14 protein-coding genes and 1 riboswitch are annotated in these 14,712 nt (G+C 69.2%); of the genes, 8 read left to right on the top strand and 6 right to left on the bottom strand.

Features of this window, described 5'->3' with window-relative positions:
• Positions 1–82 precede the first annotated feature (82 nt).
• Entirely contained in the window at positions 83–1,123 is a 1,041-nt protein-coding gene (gene mgrA, locus HNP48_RS29345; RefSeq protein WP_184863978.1) for an L-glyceraldehyde 3-phosphate reductase, read from the bottom strand.
• Between the two features lie 340 nt (positions 1,124–1,463).
• Between mgrA and HNP48_RS29340 the strand changes: the two genes are divergently transcribed.
• Together HNP48_RS29340 and HNP48_RS29335 are read left to right on the top strand one after the other, a co-directional pair.
• Entirely contained in the window at positions 1,464–1,808 is a 345-nt protein-coding gene (locus HNP48_RS29340; RefSeq protein ID WP_184863976.1) for a DUF3088 domain-containing protein, read from the top strand.
• 30 nt (positions 1,809–1,838) lie between these two features.
• Entirely contained in the window at positions 1,839–3,164 is a 1,326-nt protein-coding gene (locus tag HNP48_RS29335) for an LLM class flavin-dependent oxidoreductase (protein ID WP_184863974.1), read from the top strand.
• Positions 3,165–3,304: 140 nt separating this feature from the next.
• Here HNP48_RS29335 and HNP48_RS29330 read toward each other — a convergent pair whose 3' ends face one another.
• From HNP48_RS29330 to HNP48_RS29315, 4 genes are all read right to left on the bottom strand, one after another.
• On the bottom strand, positions 3,305–5,692 hold the full coding sequence (locus tag HNP48_RS29330; RefSeq protein ID WP_221480393.1) for a TonB-dependent receptor: 2,388 nt from the start codon (positions 5,690–5,692) through the stop codon (positions 3,305–3,307).
• Between the two features lie 106 nt (positions 5,693–5,798).
• The gene (locus HNP48_RS29325) at positions 5,799–6,911 is read right to left on the bottom strand and encodes a FecR domain-containing protein (protein WP_184863970.1); all 1,113 of its coding nucleotides are present in this window, start codon (positions 6,909–6,911) and stop codon (positions 5,799–5,801) included.
• A 90-nt stretch (positions 6,912–7,001) separates the two neighbouring features.
• The gene (locus HNP48_RS29320) at positions 7,002–7,568 is read right to left on the bottom strand and encodes an RNA polymerase sigma factor (RefSeq protein WP_184863968.1); all 567 of its coding nucleotides are present in this window, start codon (positions 7,566–7,568) and stop codon (positions 7,002–7,004) included.
• A 77-nt stretch (positions 7,569–7,645) separates the two neighbouring features.
• Complete coding sequence (locus HNP48_RS29315) at positions 7,646–8,029, bottom strand: YciI family protein (RefSeq protein WP_184863967.1); 384 nt, start codon at positions 8,027–8,029, stop codon at positions 7,646–7,648.
• A 144-nt stretch (positions 8,030–8,173) separates the two neighbouring features.
• Positions 8,174–8,265: riboswitch (TPP riboswitch) on the top strand.
• Between the two features lie 83 nt (positions 8,266–8,348).
• Here HNP48_RS29315 and HNP48_RS29310 point away from each other — a divergent pair.
• The 6 genes from HNP48_RS29310 to HNP48_RS29285 are packed head-to-tail and all read left to right on the top strand — an operon-like array spanning position 8,349 to position 14,210.
• Positions 8,349–9,437, top strand: coding sequence for a long-chain fatty acid--CoA ligase (locus HNP48_RS29310; protein WP_184863965.1), 1,089 nt, complete (start codon positions 8,349–8,351; stop codon positions 9,435–9,437).
• Entirely contained in the window at positions 9,434–10,906 is a 1,473-nt protein-coding gene (locus HNP48_RS29305) for an acyl-CoA reductase (protein WP_184863963.1), read from the top strand. The genes HNP48_RS29310 and HNP48_RS29305 overlap by 4 nt, the downstream gene beginning before the upstream one ends.
• Positions 10,896–11,654, top strand: a complete 759-nt coding sequence (locus HNP48_RS29300) for an ABC transporter ATP-binding protein (protein ID WP_260420424.1) — start codon at positions 10,896–10,898, stop codon at positions 11,652–11,654. The genes HNP48_RS29305 and HNP48_RS29300 overlap by 11 nt, the downstream gene beginning before the upstream one ends.
• On the top strand, positions 11,651–12,418 hold the full coding sequence (locus HNP48_RS29295) for an ABC transporter permease (RefSeq protein WP_184863961.1): 768 nt from the start codon (positions 11,651–11,653) through the stop codon (positions 12,416–12,418). The genes HNP48_RS29300 and HNP48_RS29295 overlap by 4 nt, the downstream gene beginning before the upstream one ends.
• 5 nt (positions 12,419–12,423) lie before the next feature.
• A complete protein-coding gene (locus tag HNP48_RS29290; protein WP_184863959.1) occupies positions 12,424–13,431 on the top strand; it encodes an ABC transporter substrate-binding protein in 1,008 nt (335 codons plus the stop codon).
• A gap of 11 nt (positions 13,432–13,442) precedes the next feature.
• Positions 13,443–14,210 (top strand): SDR family oxidoreductase, encoded by a 768-nt coding sequence (locus tag HNP48_RS29285; RefSeq protein ID WP_184863957.1) that lies wholly within the window; start codon positions 13,443–13,445, stop codon positions 14,208–14,210.
• Positions 14,211–14,215: 5 nt separating this feature from the next.
• Here the strand turns inward: HNP48_RS29285 and HNP48_RS29280 are convergent, their stop codons facing one another.
• Entirely contained in the window at positions 14,216–14,668 is a 453-nt protein-coding gene (locus tag HNP48_RS29280) for a hypothetical protein (RefSeq protein ID WP_184863955.1), read from the bottom strand.
• Positions 14,669–14,712: the final 44 nt, after the last annotated feature.

The following is a 14,712-nucleotide window of genomic DNA, read 5'->3' as shown; positions in this document are numbered from 1 at the left end:
CGCGCGGGCCAACGAAGCTTTGTGCGCTTTCTTATGTGCTGCGGGTACAAAGGGGGCCCCGCAGGCTTGGCCCGGTGGCCGCTCAGGCGTACTCGGTCGAGGGCTTTTCCCACAGGTTGATGCCGCCTTCGACCGCGTGGCGGTCGATCTCGGCCAGCTCCTCGGCCGTGAACGCCAGGTTCTGCAGCGCTGCGACGTTGTGCACGATCTGCTCGGGGCGGCTGGCGCCGATCAGGGCCGAGGTGACGCGGGGGTCGCGCAGCGTCCAGGCCAGCGCGAGCTGGGCCAGGCTCTGGCCGCGGCGCTGGGCGATCTCGTTGAGCGCGCGGGCGCGCTGGATGTTGGCGTCCGACAGGTGCTCGGCGCGCAGCGAGCCGCCACCGGGTCGGTTCACGCGTGCATCGGCCGGCGTGCCGGCCAGGTACTTGTCGGTCAGCAGGCCCTGGGCCAGCGGGGTGAAGGCGATGACGCCGGCGCCGATCTCCTCGGTGGCGTCGAGCAGGTCTTTCTCGATCCAGCGGTTGAACAGGTTGTAGGCCGGCTGGTGGATCAGCAGCGGCACCTTCCACTCCTGGAGCAGGGCGGCGATCTCGCGGCTCTTGCGTGCCGAGTACGAGGAGATGCCGATGTACAGCGCCTTGCCCTGCTGCACGGCCTGGGCCAGCGCGGCGGCGGTTTCCTCCAGAGGGGTGTCGGGGTCGTAGCGGTGGGAGTAGAAGATGTCCACATAGTCCAGGCCCAGGCGCTGCAGGCTCTGGTCCAGGCTGGCCAGCACGTACTTGCGCGAGCCACCGCCCTTGCCATAGGGGCCGGGCCACATGTCCCAGCCGGCCTTGGACGAGATGATGAGCTCGTCGCGGTAGGCCCGGAAATCCTCCCGCAGCAGGCGGCCGAAGTTGGTCTCGGCGCTGCCATAGGGCGGGCCGTAGTTGTTGGCCAGGTCGAAGTGGTTGATGCCGTGGTCGAACGCGGTGCGCAGCAACTGGCGCTGCGTGTCGATGGGCGTGCTGTCGCCGAAGTTGTGCCACAGGCCCAGCGACAGGGCCGGCAGCACCAGGCCGCTGCGGCCCACGCGGCGGTAGGCCGCGCCTTCATAGCGGGAGGGCGATGCGGTATAGCTCATGTGTGAATGTCCCCGATCAGAAAATCATCAATCAACAAGGCGGTCAGCGGCATGCAATGAAGGCGCCGCGGGCCTTTGGGGATGGTAGCTGCTCCGGTTGCGCAGTGCACGGCGAGTGCTGCACGTCCCTTGGTTTGTTCATATGCATATGAGATTTTCGGGAATATCCATATGACATATTCCATGCCATTTTGACCGGGCGCCTGGCTATATTGGTGGCTCGCGGCGCCCTGCGCATCGCATATCCCATTCCATGCAACTCCATCGCTGCCACCACTGTGGCGGCGCGGCGCAGCCTTGCCTGCTGCATTCACCCTGATTGAAAGAAAGAGAACACGCCATGAGCCGCGACCGACTTTTGCTCCTGCAACCTGGCTTCGAGGATGCGCGCCATCCCGGCGAGCGCTTCGTGTGCCCGCACTGCATCGGCATCGAGGGCCTGCTGGCTGGCAACCCCGAGCTGGCCGCGCGCCTGGACATCGAGCGCCTGCCGTACCCGCGGCCGCGCCCTGTGGTCATTGCCGCGCTCGATGCCGACCACCAGAGCCTGCCCGCGCTGATCCTGGGCAACGGGCACCCCGTGCCAGCCGATGCCAAGGCGATCGGCGCGGTGCGCTTTGTGAACGATGCCAAGCGCATCCTCGAACTGCTGGCCGAGCGCCACGGCTATCCCAAGGTCCATTGAAGAACCTTGCCACCGCCTGCCAAACGCGCCATGACCACCGCCACCCCGCCGCGCCAGCTGCACCTGAACGTCAACATCCTGCACTCGGGCTTTGTGCCCTCGGCCTGGCGCCTGCCGGGCAGCGACCCCGGTGCCTTCATCGATGTGCACCACTACACCCGCGTGGCGCAGATCGCCGAGGCCGCCAAGTTCGATGCGGTGTTCCTGGCCGACAACGCGGCCATCGCCGACCAGATCCACCTGCGGCCCATCACCGCCATCGAGCCCACCATCCTGCTGGCCAGCATGGCAGCGGCGACCTCGCGCATCGGGCTGATCGCCACGGCCTCCACCAGCTACAACGAGCCCTACAACATCGCGCGGCGCTTTGCCTCGGTGGACCATGTGAGCGCAGGGCGCGCCGGCTGGAACATGGTGACCACGGCCGACCTGGCCTCGGCGCGCAACTTCGGCCGCCAGGAGGTGCCCGACCACCAGCAGCGCTATGCGCGCGCGGGCGAGTTCGCCACCGTGGTCAAGCGCCTGTGGAACAGCTGGGAGGACGATGCCCTGGTGGCCGACAAGGCCACCGGCCAGTTCGTGGATGCCGCCAAGGTGCACCCCATCCTGCACCAGGGCAGCCACTTCGCCGTGCACGGTGCGCTGACCCTGCCGCGCAGCGCCCAGGGCCACCCGGTGCTGGTGCAGGCCGGCGGCTCGGCCGATGGCCTGCAACTGGCGGCCGAGCATGCCGAGGCGGTGTTCACCGCATCGACCACGCTGGAGGAATCACTGGCCTATGCGAACAAGTTGCGCGCCGCCGTGCGCGCCGCGGGCCGGCCGGCGGGCTCGCTCAAGGTGTTGCCCGGCCTGACCACCATCGTCGGCGCCACCGAGGCCGAGGCCGTGCGCCGGCGCGACGAACTGGTGGACCTGATCCCCTGGGAGTACAACGTGACGCGGCTGGCCGGCATCCTGGGCATTGCGCCCGACCGGCTGCACGCCGACCAGCCCCTGCCCGACCACATCGAGCTGCCCGCGGGTGGCAACGGCAACCACACCTTCTTCCACGCCACGCTGTCGGCCGGCCGGCGCGACAAGCTCACCGTGCGTGAGCTGGTGCGGCGTCTGGCGGGTGGGGGCGGGCACCGCGTCGTGGTAGGCACGCCCGAGCAGATCGCGGACGATCTGGCGCACTGGTTTGCGAGCGGCGCGGCCGATGGCTTCAACCTGATGCCCGATGTGCTGCCCGACGGGCTGCAGGATTTTGTCGACGGCGTGGTGCCCCTTCTGCAGCGCCGCGGGCTGTTCCGCACCGAGTACACCGGCAGCACGCTGCGCGAGCACCTGGGGCTGGCCCGGCCGCCGCGGCACTGAGGCCACCGGGGCACATGCCGCCAGCTCGCTCGCTCGGGCCGGCAAGCTGTCGAGGACGGAGCGGTTGGCCCACAGATGCTCTTCCAGGTGCCTGTTCGATGCAGAGCGCTGCGCGCCAGCATGCCCGTGCACACCACCCCTCAAAACTGCAGGCTCACCCCCGCACTCACCGTGCGCGGCGCGCCCGGCAGCAGCGAGAAGGCCTGCGCGATGTCCCAGTAGCGCTTGTTGAACAGGTTGTCGATGTTCAGGCGAAACGTGGCGGGCGTGCCGGCGATGCGGGTGGCGTAGCGGGTGCCCAGGCCGAAGGTGTTGTAGGCCGGGGCGACCTCTCCGGTGTTGGCGTCGTTGGTCTGGCGCTTGCCCGAGTACGACCAATTGCCCGCAAAGGTCCAGCCCGGCAGTTGCGCAGGGGCGTACTCGGCCACCGCGGTGAAGCGTTGCTTGGGCGTGTTCATGGGCTGCTTGCCCTCGGTGCTGCGGTCGCCGGTGCGCTGGAGTTCGGCGTCCAGCAGCATGGCGCTGGCCACCAGCGTCCATTCTTTCGACACCCGGCCGGTCAGCGAGAACTCCAGCCCCAGGTTGCGCTGCAGCCCGTCCTGCACGTAGGTGTTGCCGGTGTTGGTGTACTCGGCCGTGCGGTGGATCTGGAACAGCGCCGCGCTGGCGCTCAGGTCGGCCGACAGGTCGGCCTTGACGCCCAGTTCGATCTGCTTGCTCACGCGCGGCTTGAGTTGCTGGTTGGCGTTGGCCGTGCCCAGCGGGGCGGTGCCGCCCTGTTCCAGCCCTTCCACGTAGCCGGCATAGACCGACAGGTTGGGGCGCGGCTTGTGCACCAGGGCAATGTGGGGGGTGAACACGCTCTTGTCGTAGGGCGTGCCGCTTTGCACCCCCGTGGCGCTGCTGTAGTCGGTCTGCTGGCGGGTGGCGTAGCGGCCGCCCAGGTGCAGCTTCCAGGCATCGCCCAGCGAGAGAATGTCCTGCCCGAACAGGCTGCGCTCCTGGGCCTCGGTGGTCAGGCGCGCGGGGCCCACGGTCAGGCCCGGGTCGGCAAACGCCACGGGGTTGTACAGGCTGGTGGTGCCCAGCACGCGGCTTGCGCCCGCGCTCTCATGCCGCTTGAAGCGGTACGACTGCACGCCCAGCGCCAGCTCGTGGCCCACGCTGCCGGTGTGGAATTTTCCCTGCACCATGGCGCGCAGCGTGGTGGGCTGGCGGCGCTGGTTGGCAAACACGTTCTGCGTGAGCGTGGCATCGCCATTGGGCTGGATGTTGCCCAGCGCCAGCGCGTCCTGGTCGCGGTTCAGTTCCATCCAGTGCAGGTCGCCCACCAGCGACCAGCGCTCGTTCAGCCAGTGCTCCACCTTGGCGCTGGCGACCGTCGACTCGGTCGGAAAGCTGGCCCAGGGCTGGCCCAGAAAGCGGCGCGGGTCGATGTTCGTGGGCAGGCCGCGGTTCACGTTGGGGCGCAGCACGGGCTGCAGCGTCTGGTCGTGCGTCTCGTGCTCCAGGTCGAGCTGCACCAGCGTGTCGGGTGTGAGGCGCCAGTCCACCGCAGCCGAGAGGAAGCGGCGATGGCCCGTGACCTCGCGCACGTAGGAGCGCTCGCCCTCCAGCGCCGCGTTCACGCGCAGGCCCAGGCGCCCGTCGTCGGTGCGGCGGCTCAGGTCGGCATGCACCTTGGCCTGGCCGTACTGGTTGGCCGACAGGTGCACATCGTTCACCGGCGTGGCCGCGGGCCGCTTGGTGACGTAGTTGATCAACCCGCCGGGCGCGGCAAAGCCGCCTTGCAGCGCCGACAGGCCCTTGAGCACTTCCACGCGCTCCTTGTTCTCCAGCCCGGTCACCTGCTGGTTGATGAAGATCATCCCGTTGTAGCGGAAGTTGCTCCAGTTATCGAGCCCCAGCCCGCGGATCATGGGCGAGCCATACCAGGCCGGGCTGGCGCCCGACGAGGTGATGCTCGCATCCAGGCGGTCCAGGCCACTGATGTTGTCGATCTTCTGGTTGGTGAACAGCTCCGAGGACAGCACGGTGACCGAGAACGGTGTGTCCAGCGTGTCCTGCGCCGCAAAGCCGGCGGTGCTGGCGCGCCGTGCGCGGTAGCCGGCGGCGCTGCTGCCATCGGCCTCGGCTTCGGCACGCACCGTGACGGCCGGCAGCGGCCCGCCGGAGTGGTTGCCGTGGGCGGCATGCACCACGGCCGATTGGCCGTCGAAGCTCGATTCGAGCCCGCTGCCCGCGAGCAGCCGCTCCAGCGCCTGGCGTGGCGTCAGGCTGCCCGCCACGGCCGGCGCGGTCTTGCCGGCCACCAGGCCCGGCTGCACGATGAGCTGCATGCGCGTCTGCAGGGCCCAGGCGCTGAGTGCCTGGCCCAGTGGCTGGGCCGCCAGGTTGAACACCTGTTGCTGCTGCACGGCTGCATCGCTGCGTGCCGGGGCGCCGGCCTGGGCCAGTGCCGGTGCGGCCGGAAATGCCAGGGCCAGGGCCATGGCCAGGGGGGCGGGCCGCGTGAAGGGGCGCGTCATCATCAGAGTCCTTTGGTATTGCTGTGGTCCGCTGGAAGACGGACGTGCATCGAACTACCCTAGGTGCCGATGAAAACTTTTTTTTGGTGCCTGCAGCGGCCCCCGCTCAACGGCCGGACGGGCGCGCCACGATCTCGGCCACGCCCCCATCGGCCTCGCGCACCTGCACCGGCAGCGACAGCGGCAGCAGGCGGCGGAAGGTGGCCATATCGGCCGGGTCGAACACCCCGGTGATGCGCAGCGCGGCCACGGCGGGGTCGCGCACCACCAGCCGGGTGTCGCGGTAGCGGCCCAGCTCGGCCAGCGCGCGGTCGAGCCGGATGTCGTCAAAGCGCACGCGCTGGCCGGTCCATGGCGCCACGCCCGCGGCGGACACGGCCGTGGCGGCCGAGAGCTGGCCATCGGCGCTGGCGGTTGCCTGCTGGCCTGCCGTGAGCTCGACCATGGCCCCGGCCCCTGGCCCGCTGGCGGGTGTGGCGCTGGCCTGCAGGCGCACCCGGCCTTCCTCCACGGCGACCTGCACGGCCTCGGCCCCGGCGATGTCGGGCGTGTGGCGCACTGCAAAGCGCGTGCCCACCACGGTGACGCGTGCGGGCCCGGCCTGCACGTGAAAGGGCTTGGCTGCATCGGGCTGCACGGTGAACAAGGCCTGGCCGCCAAGCAGGCGCACCTCGCGCCGGTCGCGGTAGTAGCGGACCTCGATGCGGGTCGCGGTGTCCAGCCGGATGCGCGTGGCATCGGCCAGCGTCACCTCCAGTTGCTGCCCGCGCTGGGTGGCGTGGCTTTGCGTCCAGACAGGCTGCGCGCGCCAGTGGTTCCAGCCCACCCCTCCCGCGGCCACCACCAGGCAGGCCGCTGCGGCCGGTGCCAGCCAGCGGCGGCGCGATACACCGGTGCCGATACCCTGAGGTGGTGCGGTGGCTGCGGCGGGTGCGCCCTGGGCGCTGGCAGCCTGCATGGCCACGTCGAAGTCCACATTGGCGCGCAGCAGGGCCACTGTCTCGGGGGGAATGTCGCTGAAGGCCTGCCATTCGTTCTGCCAATGGGCCAGGGCGCTGCGGTGCTGTGGGTCGGCCGCCAGCCACTGCGCCAGCGCCTGCTGCTCCTGGGCACCAAAGTCCGCATTGCGCTGGCGCACGAACCAACCGAGCGCTTCGTCGCGCAGGCGCGCGGACGGCGTCTCGTCAACGGGTGGTGGGCGCGGCGTGGGGGGCGGCATCGGGATGGGGGTGCTTTCTGCGTTCTTCGGGGTAGACGTGCGACGGGCCGGAAACCCTAGGCTCGGGCCGGGGTCGGTGCGCCAGCGGCATCAGCCATGGCGCGACCGGGTTCGGGGGGGCTTCTTCCCGCCCGGCCCGGTGGGCGCTGGCGGCATGCCCTCGTGGGCGCGGCGGCTGCGTTCGCAGGCGTCCAGCGCGTTCTTCAGGTGCTGCTCGACCATTTTGACGGAAATGCCCATCTGCGCCGCGATCTGTGCATAGCTCAGCCCTTCGAAACGGTGCAGCAGAAAGGCCTCGCGGCAGCGCGGGGGCAGGGCGCCGATGGCGGCCACCAGGGCCGCGACGCCCTGCTTGGAGGCCAGGGCCGCCTCGGGCTCCAGGCCGGCGGGGCCCAGCTGTGCATCCACCTCGGCCGGCTGCGCATCGCCGCCAGCCATGCCCACGCTGGCGCGCACGCCCTGGTGGCGGTAGTGGTCCACCACCAGGTTCCTGGCGGTCTGGTAGAGCAGGGCGCGCGGGTCTGCCGCCTTGCTGCCGCCAGATTCTGCGGCCAGCACCCGGGCATAGCTTTCCTGTGCCAGGTCGGCCGCCGTCGCGCGGTCGGCCACCTTGCCGGTCAGAAAGTTCAGGAGCTCGCGGTAGTAGCGGGTAAGCACAGGGGGCCAGGCCAGGCACGGGCCTGCGTCCGGCCGTCTGGGCGGGGCCGCTGGCGGTATTTAAATGGGAATTGTTCTCATTGTTGCACATTCGGCTGCAGGAAGAAGTCCATGGGGATCAGCTCCACGCCCCAGCCACCCGCCTCGCCCAGTGTGGCCGCGGGGTGCATGGACGCCAGGCGCACGGCCTCCTCGCGGCTGTCGGCGTCGATGATGAACAGGCCGCCCACCATCTCCTTGGATTCGGTATAGGGGCCGTCGCTGATCTGCGGCTTGCCGGCGCGCGGGCGCAGGCTGACCCAGTCCTTGGCGTCGCCCAGCGAGGCGGACACCAGCACCTTGCCGGTGGCGCGCATCTTCTCGTCCAGGGCGGGGCACTGGCTTACCAGGGCCTGCACGTCGGCGGGCGCCATGGCGGCGAATTTTTCAGGGGCGAAGTAGGCAAGGCCGAGGTATTTCATGGTGCAGTCCTTGGGGTTGGTTGGTCCATGCCTTCACGACGAAGCGGGCGACCGGGAATCGACAGGATCTGGAAAAATCTTCTGCGCTGGAAGAATACGCCCTGGCCTCGAACAGCCCGGTTTTCAGCAGCGGGTTAAAATGAAGCCTACGCTCCGGGGTGCACGCACGTGCTGAGATCCACACCCGAGAACTTGAACCGGGTAATTCCGGCGGAAGAAGAGCTTTCACCCCCCTCACGGGCGCGCCTTGCTGCGCTGTCCCTGCGATGGAGCGGGTGGCCTCGGAGCATCCAGTCACAGAGAGACCCAAAGGATGCCCATGGACAAGGCCACACCGCTGGTGGCGGACCTGCTCGCCTTCATTGCGATGGAGGATGGCTGCACGGACGCACAGTTCGACGAGATGGCCCTGCGCCTGTTTGCGCACCAGTTCGCGGCCAATGCGCCGTTCCAGAGTTTTTGCCGGCTGCGCGGCATCACCACGCGCAACGTGAAGTCGTGGGCGGACATTCCCGCCGTACCCATCGACGCCTTCAAGGCCCTGCCGCTGCGCTGCGAGCCGCCGGCCGCGGGCGACCGCATCTTCATGACCAGCGGCACCACGCGCGGCGGCAGCATGCGCGGGCAGCATTTCCACCCGCTGCTCGATGTGTACGACCTGTCGATGACCCGCAATTTCGCGCGGCGCTTCATGCGCGGCACGGAGCGCATGCCCATGGGCATTCTGTTCCCCGACGAGGTGGCCATGCCCAACTCCTCGCTGGCGCATTACCTGGACCTGGCCAAGTCGGCGTTCGGCACGCAAGCCAGCCAGACCTTCGTCACACCGCAGGGCATCGACCTCGACGGGCTGTGGGCGGCCCTGGAGGCGGCCGAGCGCAGTGGTGAGCCCTATGCGCTGCTGGGCGCAAGCTTCAGCTTCGTGCACGTGATCGACGCACTGCGCCAGCAGGGCCGCACTTTCCAGCTGCCGCCGGGCAGCCGCATCCTGGATACGGGCGGCTACAAGGGCCAGTCGCGCGAGCTGCCGCTCGATGCCTTCTACAACGAACTGTCGCAGGCGCTGGGCGTGCCGCGCTCGCACTGCATCAACATGTACGGCATGACGGAGCTGAGCACGCAGTTCTACGACGATGGCAATGCAGTGGTGCCCTCGGTCAAGTCGGGCCCGCACTGGATCCGCTCGCGCCTGGTGGACCCGGTCACGGGGCGCACGGTGCCCGCGGGCGAGCGCGGCATCCTGGTGCATTGCGACCTGGCCAACTTCAATGCGGTCACCACCATCCTGACCGAGGACGTGGGCCTCAACGCCGAGGGCGGCTTTCTGCTGCTGGGCCGCGCCGAGGGCGTGGAGGCCAAGGGCTGCTCGCTCGCGGTCGAGGAATTTGCGCGGGCCACAGCGGCATGAGCATTCCGCGCATCCAGGCAGGTTACCTGCCGGGGCTGGCTGCTGCCGAGGTCGAATGGCAGGTGCTGCGCTTTGCGCAGAGCGGCCAGGCGCTCGAGGTCGAAGTGCCGGTGCTGTCCGCCGCGCAGATGGATGCGCTGGCAGCGCGCGTGCGGCAGGCCAGCGCCCTGCACCTCAAGACCATGCCGGTGTCCGAGATCATTGCCGTCATCGACCAGGCCATCGCCCGCCTGCTGGACAGGAGCGACCCCTGCCGCCAGCAGGCCGAGGCGTTTCTGCCCCTGGTCAGCGGCTATGACCAGGACATGGTGCGCCTGGGGCTCACGGGCTTCTTCAAGACCTTTCGCGCGGCGCAGCTGCGTCGCTTTGTGGCGGAGGATTTCGCCAACCCCCAGGTCCTCGACGGCTTTCAGCCCACGCCCAAGGGCGGCGCGGTGCGCGCCTTTGGCCCCGACCTGCTGGTGCACAACTGGGCCGGCAACGTGCCCGCGCTGGCGCTGTGGAGCCTGGTCTGCGGCCTCTTGGTCAAGGCCGGCAACATCGGCAAGCTGCCCAGTGCCGAGCCGCTGTTCGCGGGCTGGTTCGCGCGCCTGCTGGCCGAGGTGCACCCGCCCATCGCCGATTGCTTTGCCGTGGTCTGGTGGCGCGGTGCCGGCGACGAGGGCGCCTCGGCCCTCTATGCCCAGGCCGATACGGTGCTGGCCTATGGCGGCAACGAGGCGCTGGACGCGATCCGCCGGCGCCTGCCGGTGACCACGCGCTTTTTGCCCCACGGGCACAAGCTGGGCTTTGGCGTGGTCAGCGCCAGCGCACTCGATACGCAGAAGGCGCCCGCGCTGGCGCGGCTGGCCGCGTGGGATGTGATGCGCTACGACCAGCAGGGCTGCTATTCGCCCCATGTGTTCTATGTGCAGCGCGGCGGGGCGGTGTCGCCCCGCGTGTTTGCCAACTACCTGGCGGGCGAGCTGGCCAACCTGCAGCGGCGCTTTCCGCGTCGGCCTCTGGATGTAGAGGATTCCACTGCAGTGGCCCGGTGGCAGCAGGGTGTGGAATGGAAGGCACTTTCTGCCTCGTCGGCTGAATCTGCTGATCAACTCATCGGCTCGCCCCAGGCCGCGTGGAGCGTGGCCTACAGCGAAACGCACCAAGCCCTGGCGCCCACCGCCACGCAGCGCACCATCCAGGTGGTGGCCGTGGATGCGCTCGATGAGGTGGTGCCCCTGGTGGCGCCACACAGCCGCTTTCTGCAGACCGCCGGCGTGGCCGCCGCACCTGAAGAGCTGTTCCGCCTGGCCGGGCTGCTGGGCGCCGCGGGCGTCACACGCATCAGTGCCATCGGTTCCATGAGCATGCCCGAGGCAGGCTGGCACCACGATGGCCGCTTCAACCTGCTCGACCTGGTGCGCATGGTCGAGATCGAAAACTCCGCCGAACTGGCCGCTGAGCCGCTGGCACCCTATGCCGACTGAAATGGGCTTTCTCTCGATGGAGCAGGTGGTGTTCACCTACCCGGGCCGCGCGCCCGTGGTGGATGGCATCGACTGGCACATGCAGGCTGGTGAGATCCATTGCCTGGTGGGCCGCAGCGGCTGCGGCAAGACCACGCTGCTGCAGCTGGCGGCCGGCCTGCTGCGCCCGCAGTCGGGCCGCGTGCTGCTGCAGGGGCGCGGGCTGCTGGCCCCCGGGCCGCAACTGGGCTTCATGTTCCAGGCGCCGACGCTGCTCGATTGGAAAAGCGCTCTCGACAATGTGCTGCTGCCTGTGTCGCTGCAGCGCCGCCCAGGTGCAACGGATGTGGAGCGGGCAAAGGCGCTGCTCGACCAACTGGGCCTGGCCACGCATGCCCAGCACTACCCGCGGCAACTGTCCGGCGGGCAGCAAAGCCGCGTGGCGCTGGCGCGTGCCCTGGTGCTGGAGCCCGCGCTGCTGCTGCTCGACGAGCCCTTTGCCGCGCTCGACGCCATCACCCGGGCCGAGCTGCAGGACGACCTGCTGCGCACCTGCCGCCAGCGTGGCACCACGGTGCTGTTCGTCACGCACGACATCCACGAGGCCGTGTACCTGGGCGACCGCATCGCGGTGATGCATGCCGGCCGCATCGTGGACGACATCCGCATCGACCTGCCCGGCCCGCGCCAGCAGGCCATGCGCGAGGAGCTGCCGTTCAACCGCTTGTGCGGCTGGGTGCGCAGAAGCATGGATGGGGTCGCCGCATGAAGCTGACGAGCGTGCAAACGCGGCTCCTCTCCGGCGCGCTGCTGCTGGTTCTGCTGGCGGCGTGGGAGTTCACCGTGCGCCGCTCCGGGCTGTCGGCCCTGGTGCTGCCCGCGCCGTCGGCCGTGGCCGCGGCGCTGTGGAATGGCGTATCCACCGGTTATTTCTGGCCCCATCTGCGGGCCACGCTGGCGGCACTGTTCCTGGGGCTGGCGGGCGGCGCTGTGGCCGGCCTGCTGGTGGGCGTGGCGCTGGCCGAATCGGTGCTGCTCGAGCGCGTGTTCCGGCCCTATGTGGTGGTCAGCCAGGTGGTGCCCAAGCTCGCGCTGGCGCCCCTGTTCGTGCTGTGGTTCGGCTTTGGCATCGTGCCCACGGCGCTGATCACGGCGCTGATCTGCTTTTTCCCGCTGATGGAGAACACGCTGACCGGCCTCAGGCATGTGGACCCGCAGCGCCTGCAGCTGTTCCGCATGCTGGGCGCCACGCGCGGGCAGACGCTGCTGCGGCTCAAGCTGCCCGTGGCGCTGCCGCCCATCCTGGCGGGCCTGCGCATGGCCGTGGTGCTGGCCCTGGTTGGCGCCGTCGTGGGCGAATTCATCGGCGCCAGCCACGGGCTGGGCGCTGTGGTCATTGCCTCGCAGGGAATGATGGACACCGCCCTGATGTTCGCCGCGCTCTTTCTCATCGCCCTTATCGGGCTGGTGCTCTACCAGGCCACGCTGCTCTTGGAGCGCTGGCTGCTCACCCCTTACCTCGACAACCCTTGACTGCCATGAACACCTCTGCCCGCTCTCTGACCATTTCCCGCCGCACCGTGCTCGGCGCCTCCGCAGGCCTGGTGGCCTTGCCCTTTGCCGGACTGGCCTCTGCGCAGGCCAAGGGCAAGATCACGGTGGGCGGCTGGAGCAAGCCCATCAGCGAGATCACCAACCTGCTGGCCGAGCCCGACAAGGGCTTCTTCAAGGCCCAGGGCGTGGAGCTGGGCTACGTGCCCGGCGCGGGCGGCGGCGACGCCATCCGCAACCTGCTCGCCGGCCAGGCCGACGTGGCCTTCACCGACCCCGGCTCCTTCTTCACGGCGCTGGACAAGGGCGAGAAGCTCACGGCCATCTACGACATCTACCCGCAGAACGTGTTCAACGTGGTCTCGCTCAAGTCCGCCAACATCCACAAGCCTGCGGACCTCAAGGGCAAGAAGATTGGCGTGTACAGCCTGGCCAGCGGCACGCGCCAGAACCTTTTGGTGATGCTGCACCAGGCGGGGCTCAAGGAATCGGACGTGACCATCGTCGTCACCGGCCTGCTCAACTTCGCACCGCTGCTGCAGGGCCAGGTCGACGCCACGGCCGCCACCGACACCGGCCTGGTGGTGGGCCAGCGCAAGGGCCTGGGCGAGGTCAACGTGATGCAGGTGCGCGACCACCTCAACGTGTCGAGCGACCTGTTCGTGGTGCGCCAGGAGAGCTACCAGGAGAAGAAGGAACTGCTCCGCGCCTTCCTCAAGGGCTACCGCGACAGTGCCGCCTGGATGATCGCCAACCCCGAGGAGGCCGCGACCCTGGCCGTCAAGCACGCCATCGACGGCACGCAGCGCGACATCAACCTGGAGGTGATCCGCCTGCGCAATGCCTCGTCGCTCCCCGCGGCTGCGGGCGCCAAGTTGGGCGCCTTCGACCTCGCCTCCCTGCAGAAGGCCGCCGACGCCTACCGCGCGCTGGGCCTGGTGCAGCGCCAGATCAAGGTGGCCGACGTGGTCGACACCAGCCTGCTGCCTGCGTAAGGGGGCTTAACATGAAGTTCCAGGGCAAGGTGGTGCTGGTCACGGGCGCCAGCCGCGGCATCGGTGCCGCGATTGCCACCGCGTTCGCGCGGGAGGGCGCGACGGTTGCCATCAACCACCTCTCCAACGATGCGGCTGCCGCCGCCACCGTGGCGGCCTGCCAGGCCGCCGGTGGCGATGCCTGGGCCGTCAAGGCCGATGTGGGCTCTGCGCCCGCCGTGCAGGCCATGGTCGATGCGGTGGCGCGCGAGCTGGGGCCCATCGACATCGTGGTGAACAATGCCTTCAAGCCCTACGCCTTCGACCCCCGGCGCCGCACGCTGTTCGACGATCTGCAGTGGAGCGACTACCAGGCGCAGTTCGATGGCGCCGTGGGCGGCGCCTTCCACGTCTGCCGCGCGGTGCTGCCGCAGATGCGCCAGCGCGCGCAGGGCGCCATCGTGAACATCGTGAGCAACCTGGTCGAGCACCCGGTCGTGGCCTACCACGACTACACCACGGCCAAGGCCTCGCTGGTGGCCTTCAGCCGCAACCTGGCCACGGAGCTCGGGCCCCTGGGCATCCGCGTGAATTGCGTGGCGCCCGGGCTGGTCTACCCCACGCAGGCCAGCGAGGCCACGCAGGAGTCCTTTCGCGAATCGCTGATGGCGGCCACGCCGCTGCGCCGCATCGCCCGGCCCGAGGATGTGGCCGGGCCGGTGCTGTTTCTGGCATCGGACTGGGCCGGGTTCATGACGGGGCAGGTGCTGTTGGTGGATGGTGGGTTGGTGATGCGCTGACGGCCTCAGTTCTTTCCTGCCTGGCTCAGTCTCTGCACCTGCCGCAGCGCCGACGCGTAGGGCGGTGGCTGCTTCGGCGGATTGTCCTTGTCCTGCTCCGGTATGGCACGCAGCAGTTCGCCCTGGGCCGAGGCGAACACCAGCACCTTGCCGCGCTCGGTGGGCACCGGTCGCTGGTCGCAGGTATGGCCTGCCTTGTCGATGTAGGGCAGGGCGTGGGCAGGGCCGCCCTTGAAGAACTGCAACGGCTTGAGGAACACGCGCACGGTGCCGTAGCCGTCCTGCTGGGGGCCGGCCTGCGTGCGCACTGCCTGCGCAATATAGACGGCCTGCGACTGAGCATACGCCTGGGCCACCTGCTCGGGCCAGGGCGTGAAGGTCGCAGGGGGCGGGCAGGCGATGGCCTGGGTTGCGCCAGCGAGCAGGGCGATGGTGAGACAGGACTGGAGGCGTGCCATCGGGCCAGTCTAACGCCCTTGCCTCGGGGCTCGGCAGTCGAATG

The sequence above is a fragment of the Acidovorax soli genome (genome assembly GCF_014207955.1).
Classification (GTDB): domain Bacteria; phylum Pseudomonadota; class Gammaproteobacteria; order Burkholderiales; family Burkholderiaceae_C; genus Acidovorax; species Acidovorax soli_A.
Note: the sequence above shows the minus strand (reverse complement) of the source record. Positions and strands in the feature narration are given on the sequence as shown.

Coding starts and splice junctions, on each gene's coding strand:
- mgrA (WP_184863978.1), bottom strand. CDS start 1,123: ATGAGCTATACCGCATCGCCCTCCCGCTATGAAGGCGCGGCCTACCGC.
- HNP48_RS29340 (WP_184863976.1), top strand. CDS start 1,464: ATGAGCCGCGACCGACTTTTGCTCCTGCAACCTGGCTTCGAGGATGCG.
- HNP48_RS29335 (WP_184863974.1), top strand. CDS start 1,839: ATGACCACCGCCACCCCGCCGCGCCAGCTGCACCTGAACGTCAACATC.
- HNP48_RS29330 (WP_221480393.1), bottom strand. CDS start 5,692: ATGACGCGCCCCTTCACGCGGCCCGCCCCCCTGGCCATGGCCCTGGCC.
- HNP48_RS29325 (WP_184863970.1), bottom strand. CDS start 6,911: ATGCCGCCCCCCACGCCGCGCCCACCACCCGTTGACGAGACGCCGTCC.
- HNP48_RS29315 (WP_184863967.1), bottom strand. CDS start 8,029: ATGAAATACCTCGGCCTTGCCTACTTCGCCCCTGAAAAATTCGCCGCC.
- HNP48_RS29310 (WP_184863965.1), top strand. CDS start 8,349: ATGGACAAGGCCACACCGCTGGTGGCGGACCTGCTCGCCTTCATTGCG.
- HNP48_RS29305 (WP_184863963.1), top strand. CDS start 9,434: ATGAGCATTCCGCGCATCCAGGCAGGTTACCTGCCGGGGCTGGCTGCT.
- HNP48_RS29300 (WP_260420424.1), top strand. CDS start 10,896: ATGCCGACTGAAATGGGCTTTCTCTCGATGGAGCAGGTGGTGTTCACC.
- HNP48_RS29295 (WP_184863961.1), top strand. CDS start 11,651: ATGAAGCTGACGAGCGTGCAAACGCGGCTCCTCTCCGGCGCGCTGCTG.
- HNP48_RS29290 (WP_184863959.1), top strand. CDS start 12,424: ATGAACACCTCTGCCCGCTCTCTGACCATTTCCCGCCGCACCGTGCTC.
- HNP48_RS29285 (WP_184863957.1), top strand. CDS start 13,443: ATGAAGTTCCAGGGCAAGGTGGTGCTGGTCACGGGCGCCAGCCGCGGC.
- HNP48_RS29280 (WP_184863955.1), bottom strand. CDS start 14,668: ATGGCACGCCTCCAGTCCTGTCTCACCATCGCCCTGCTCGCTGGCGCA.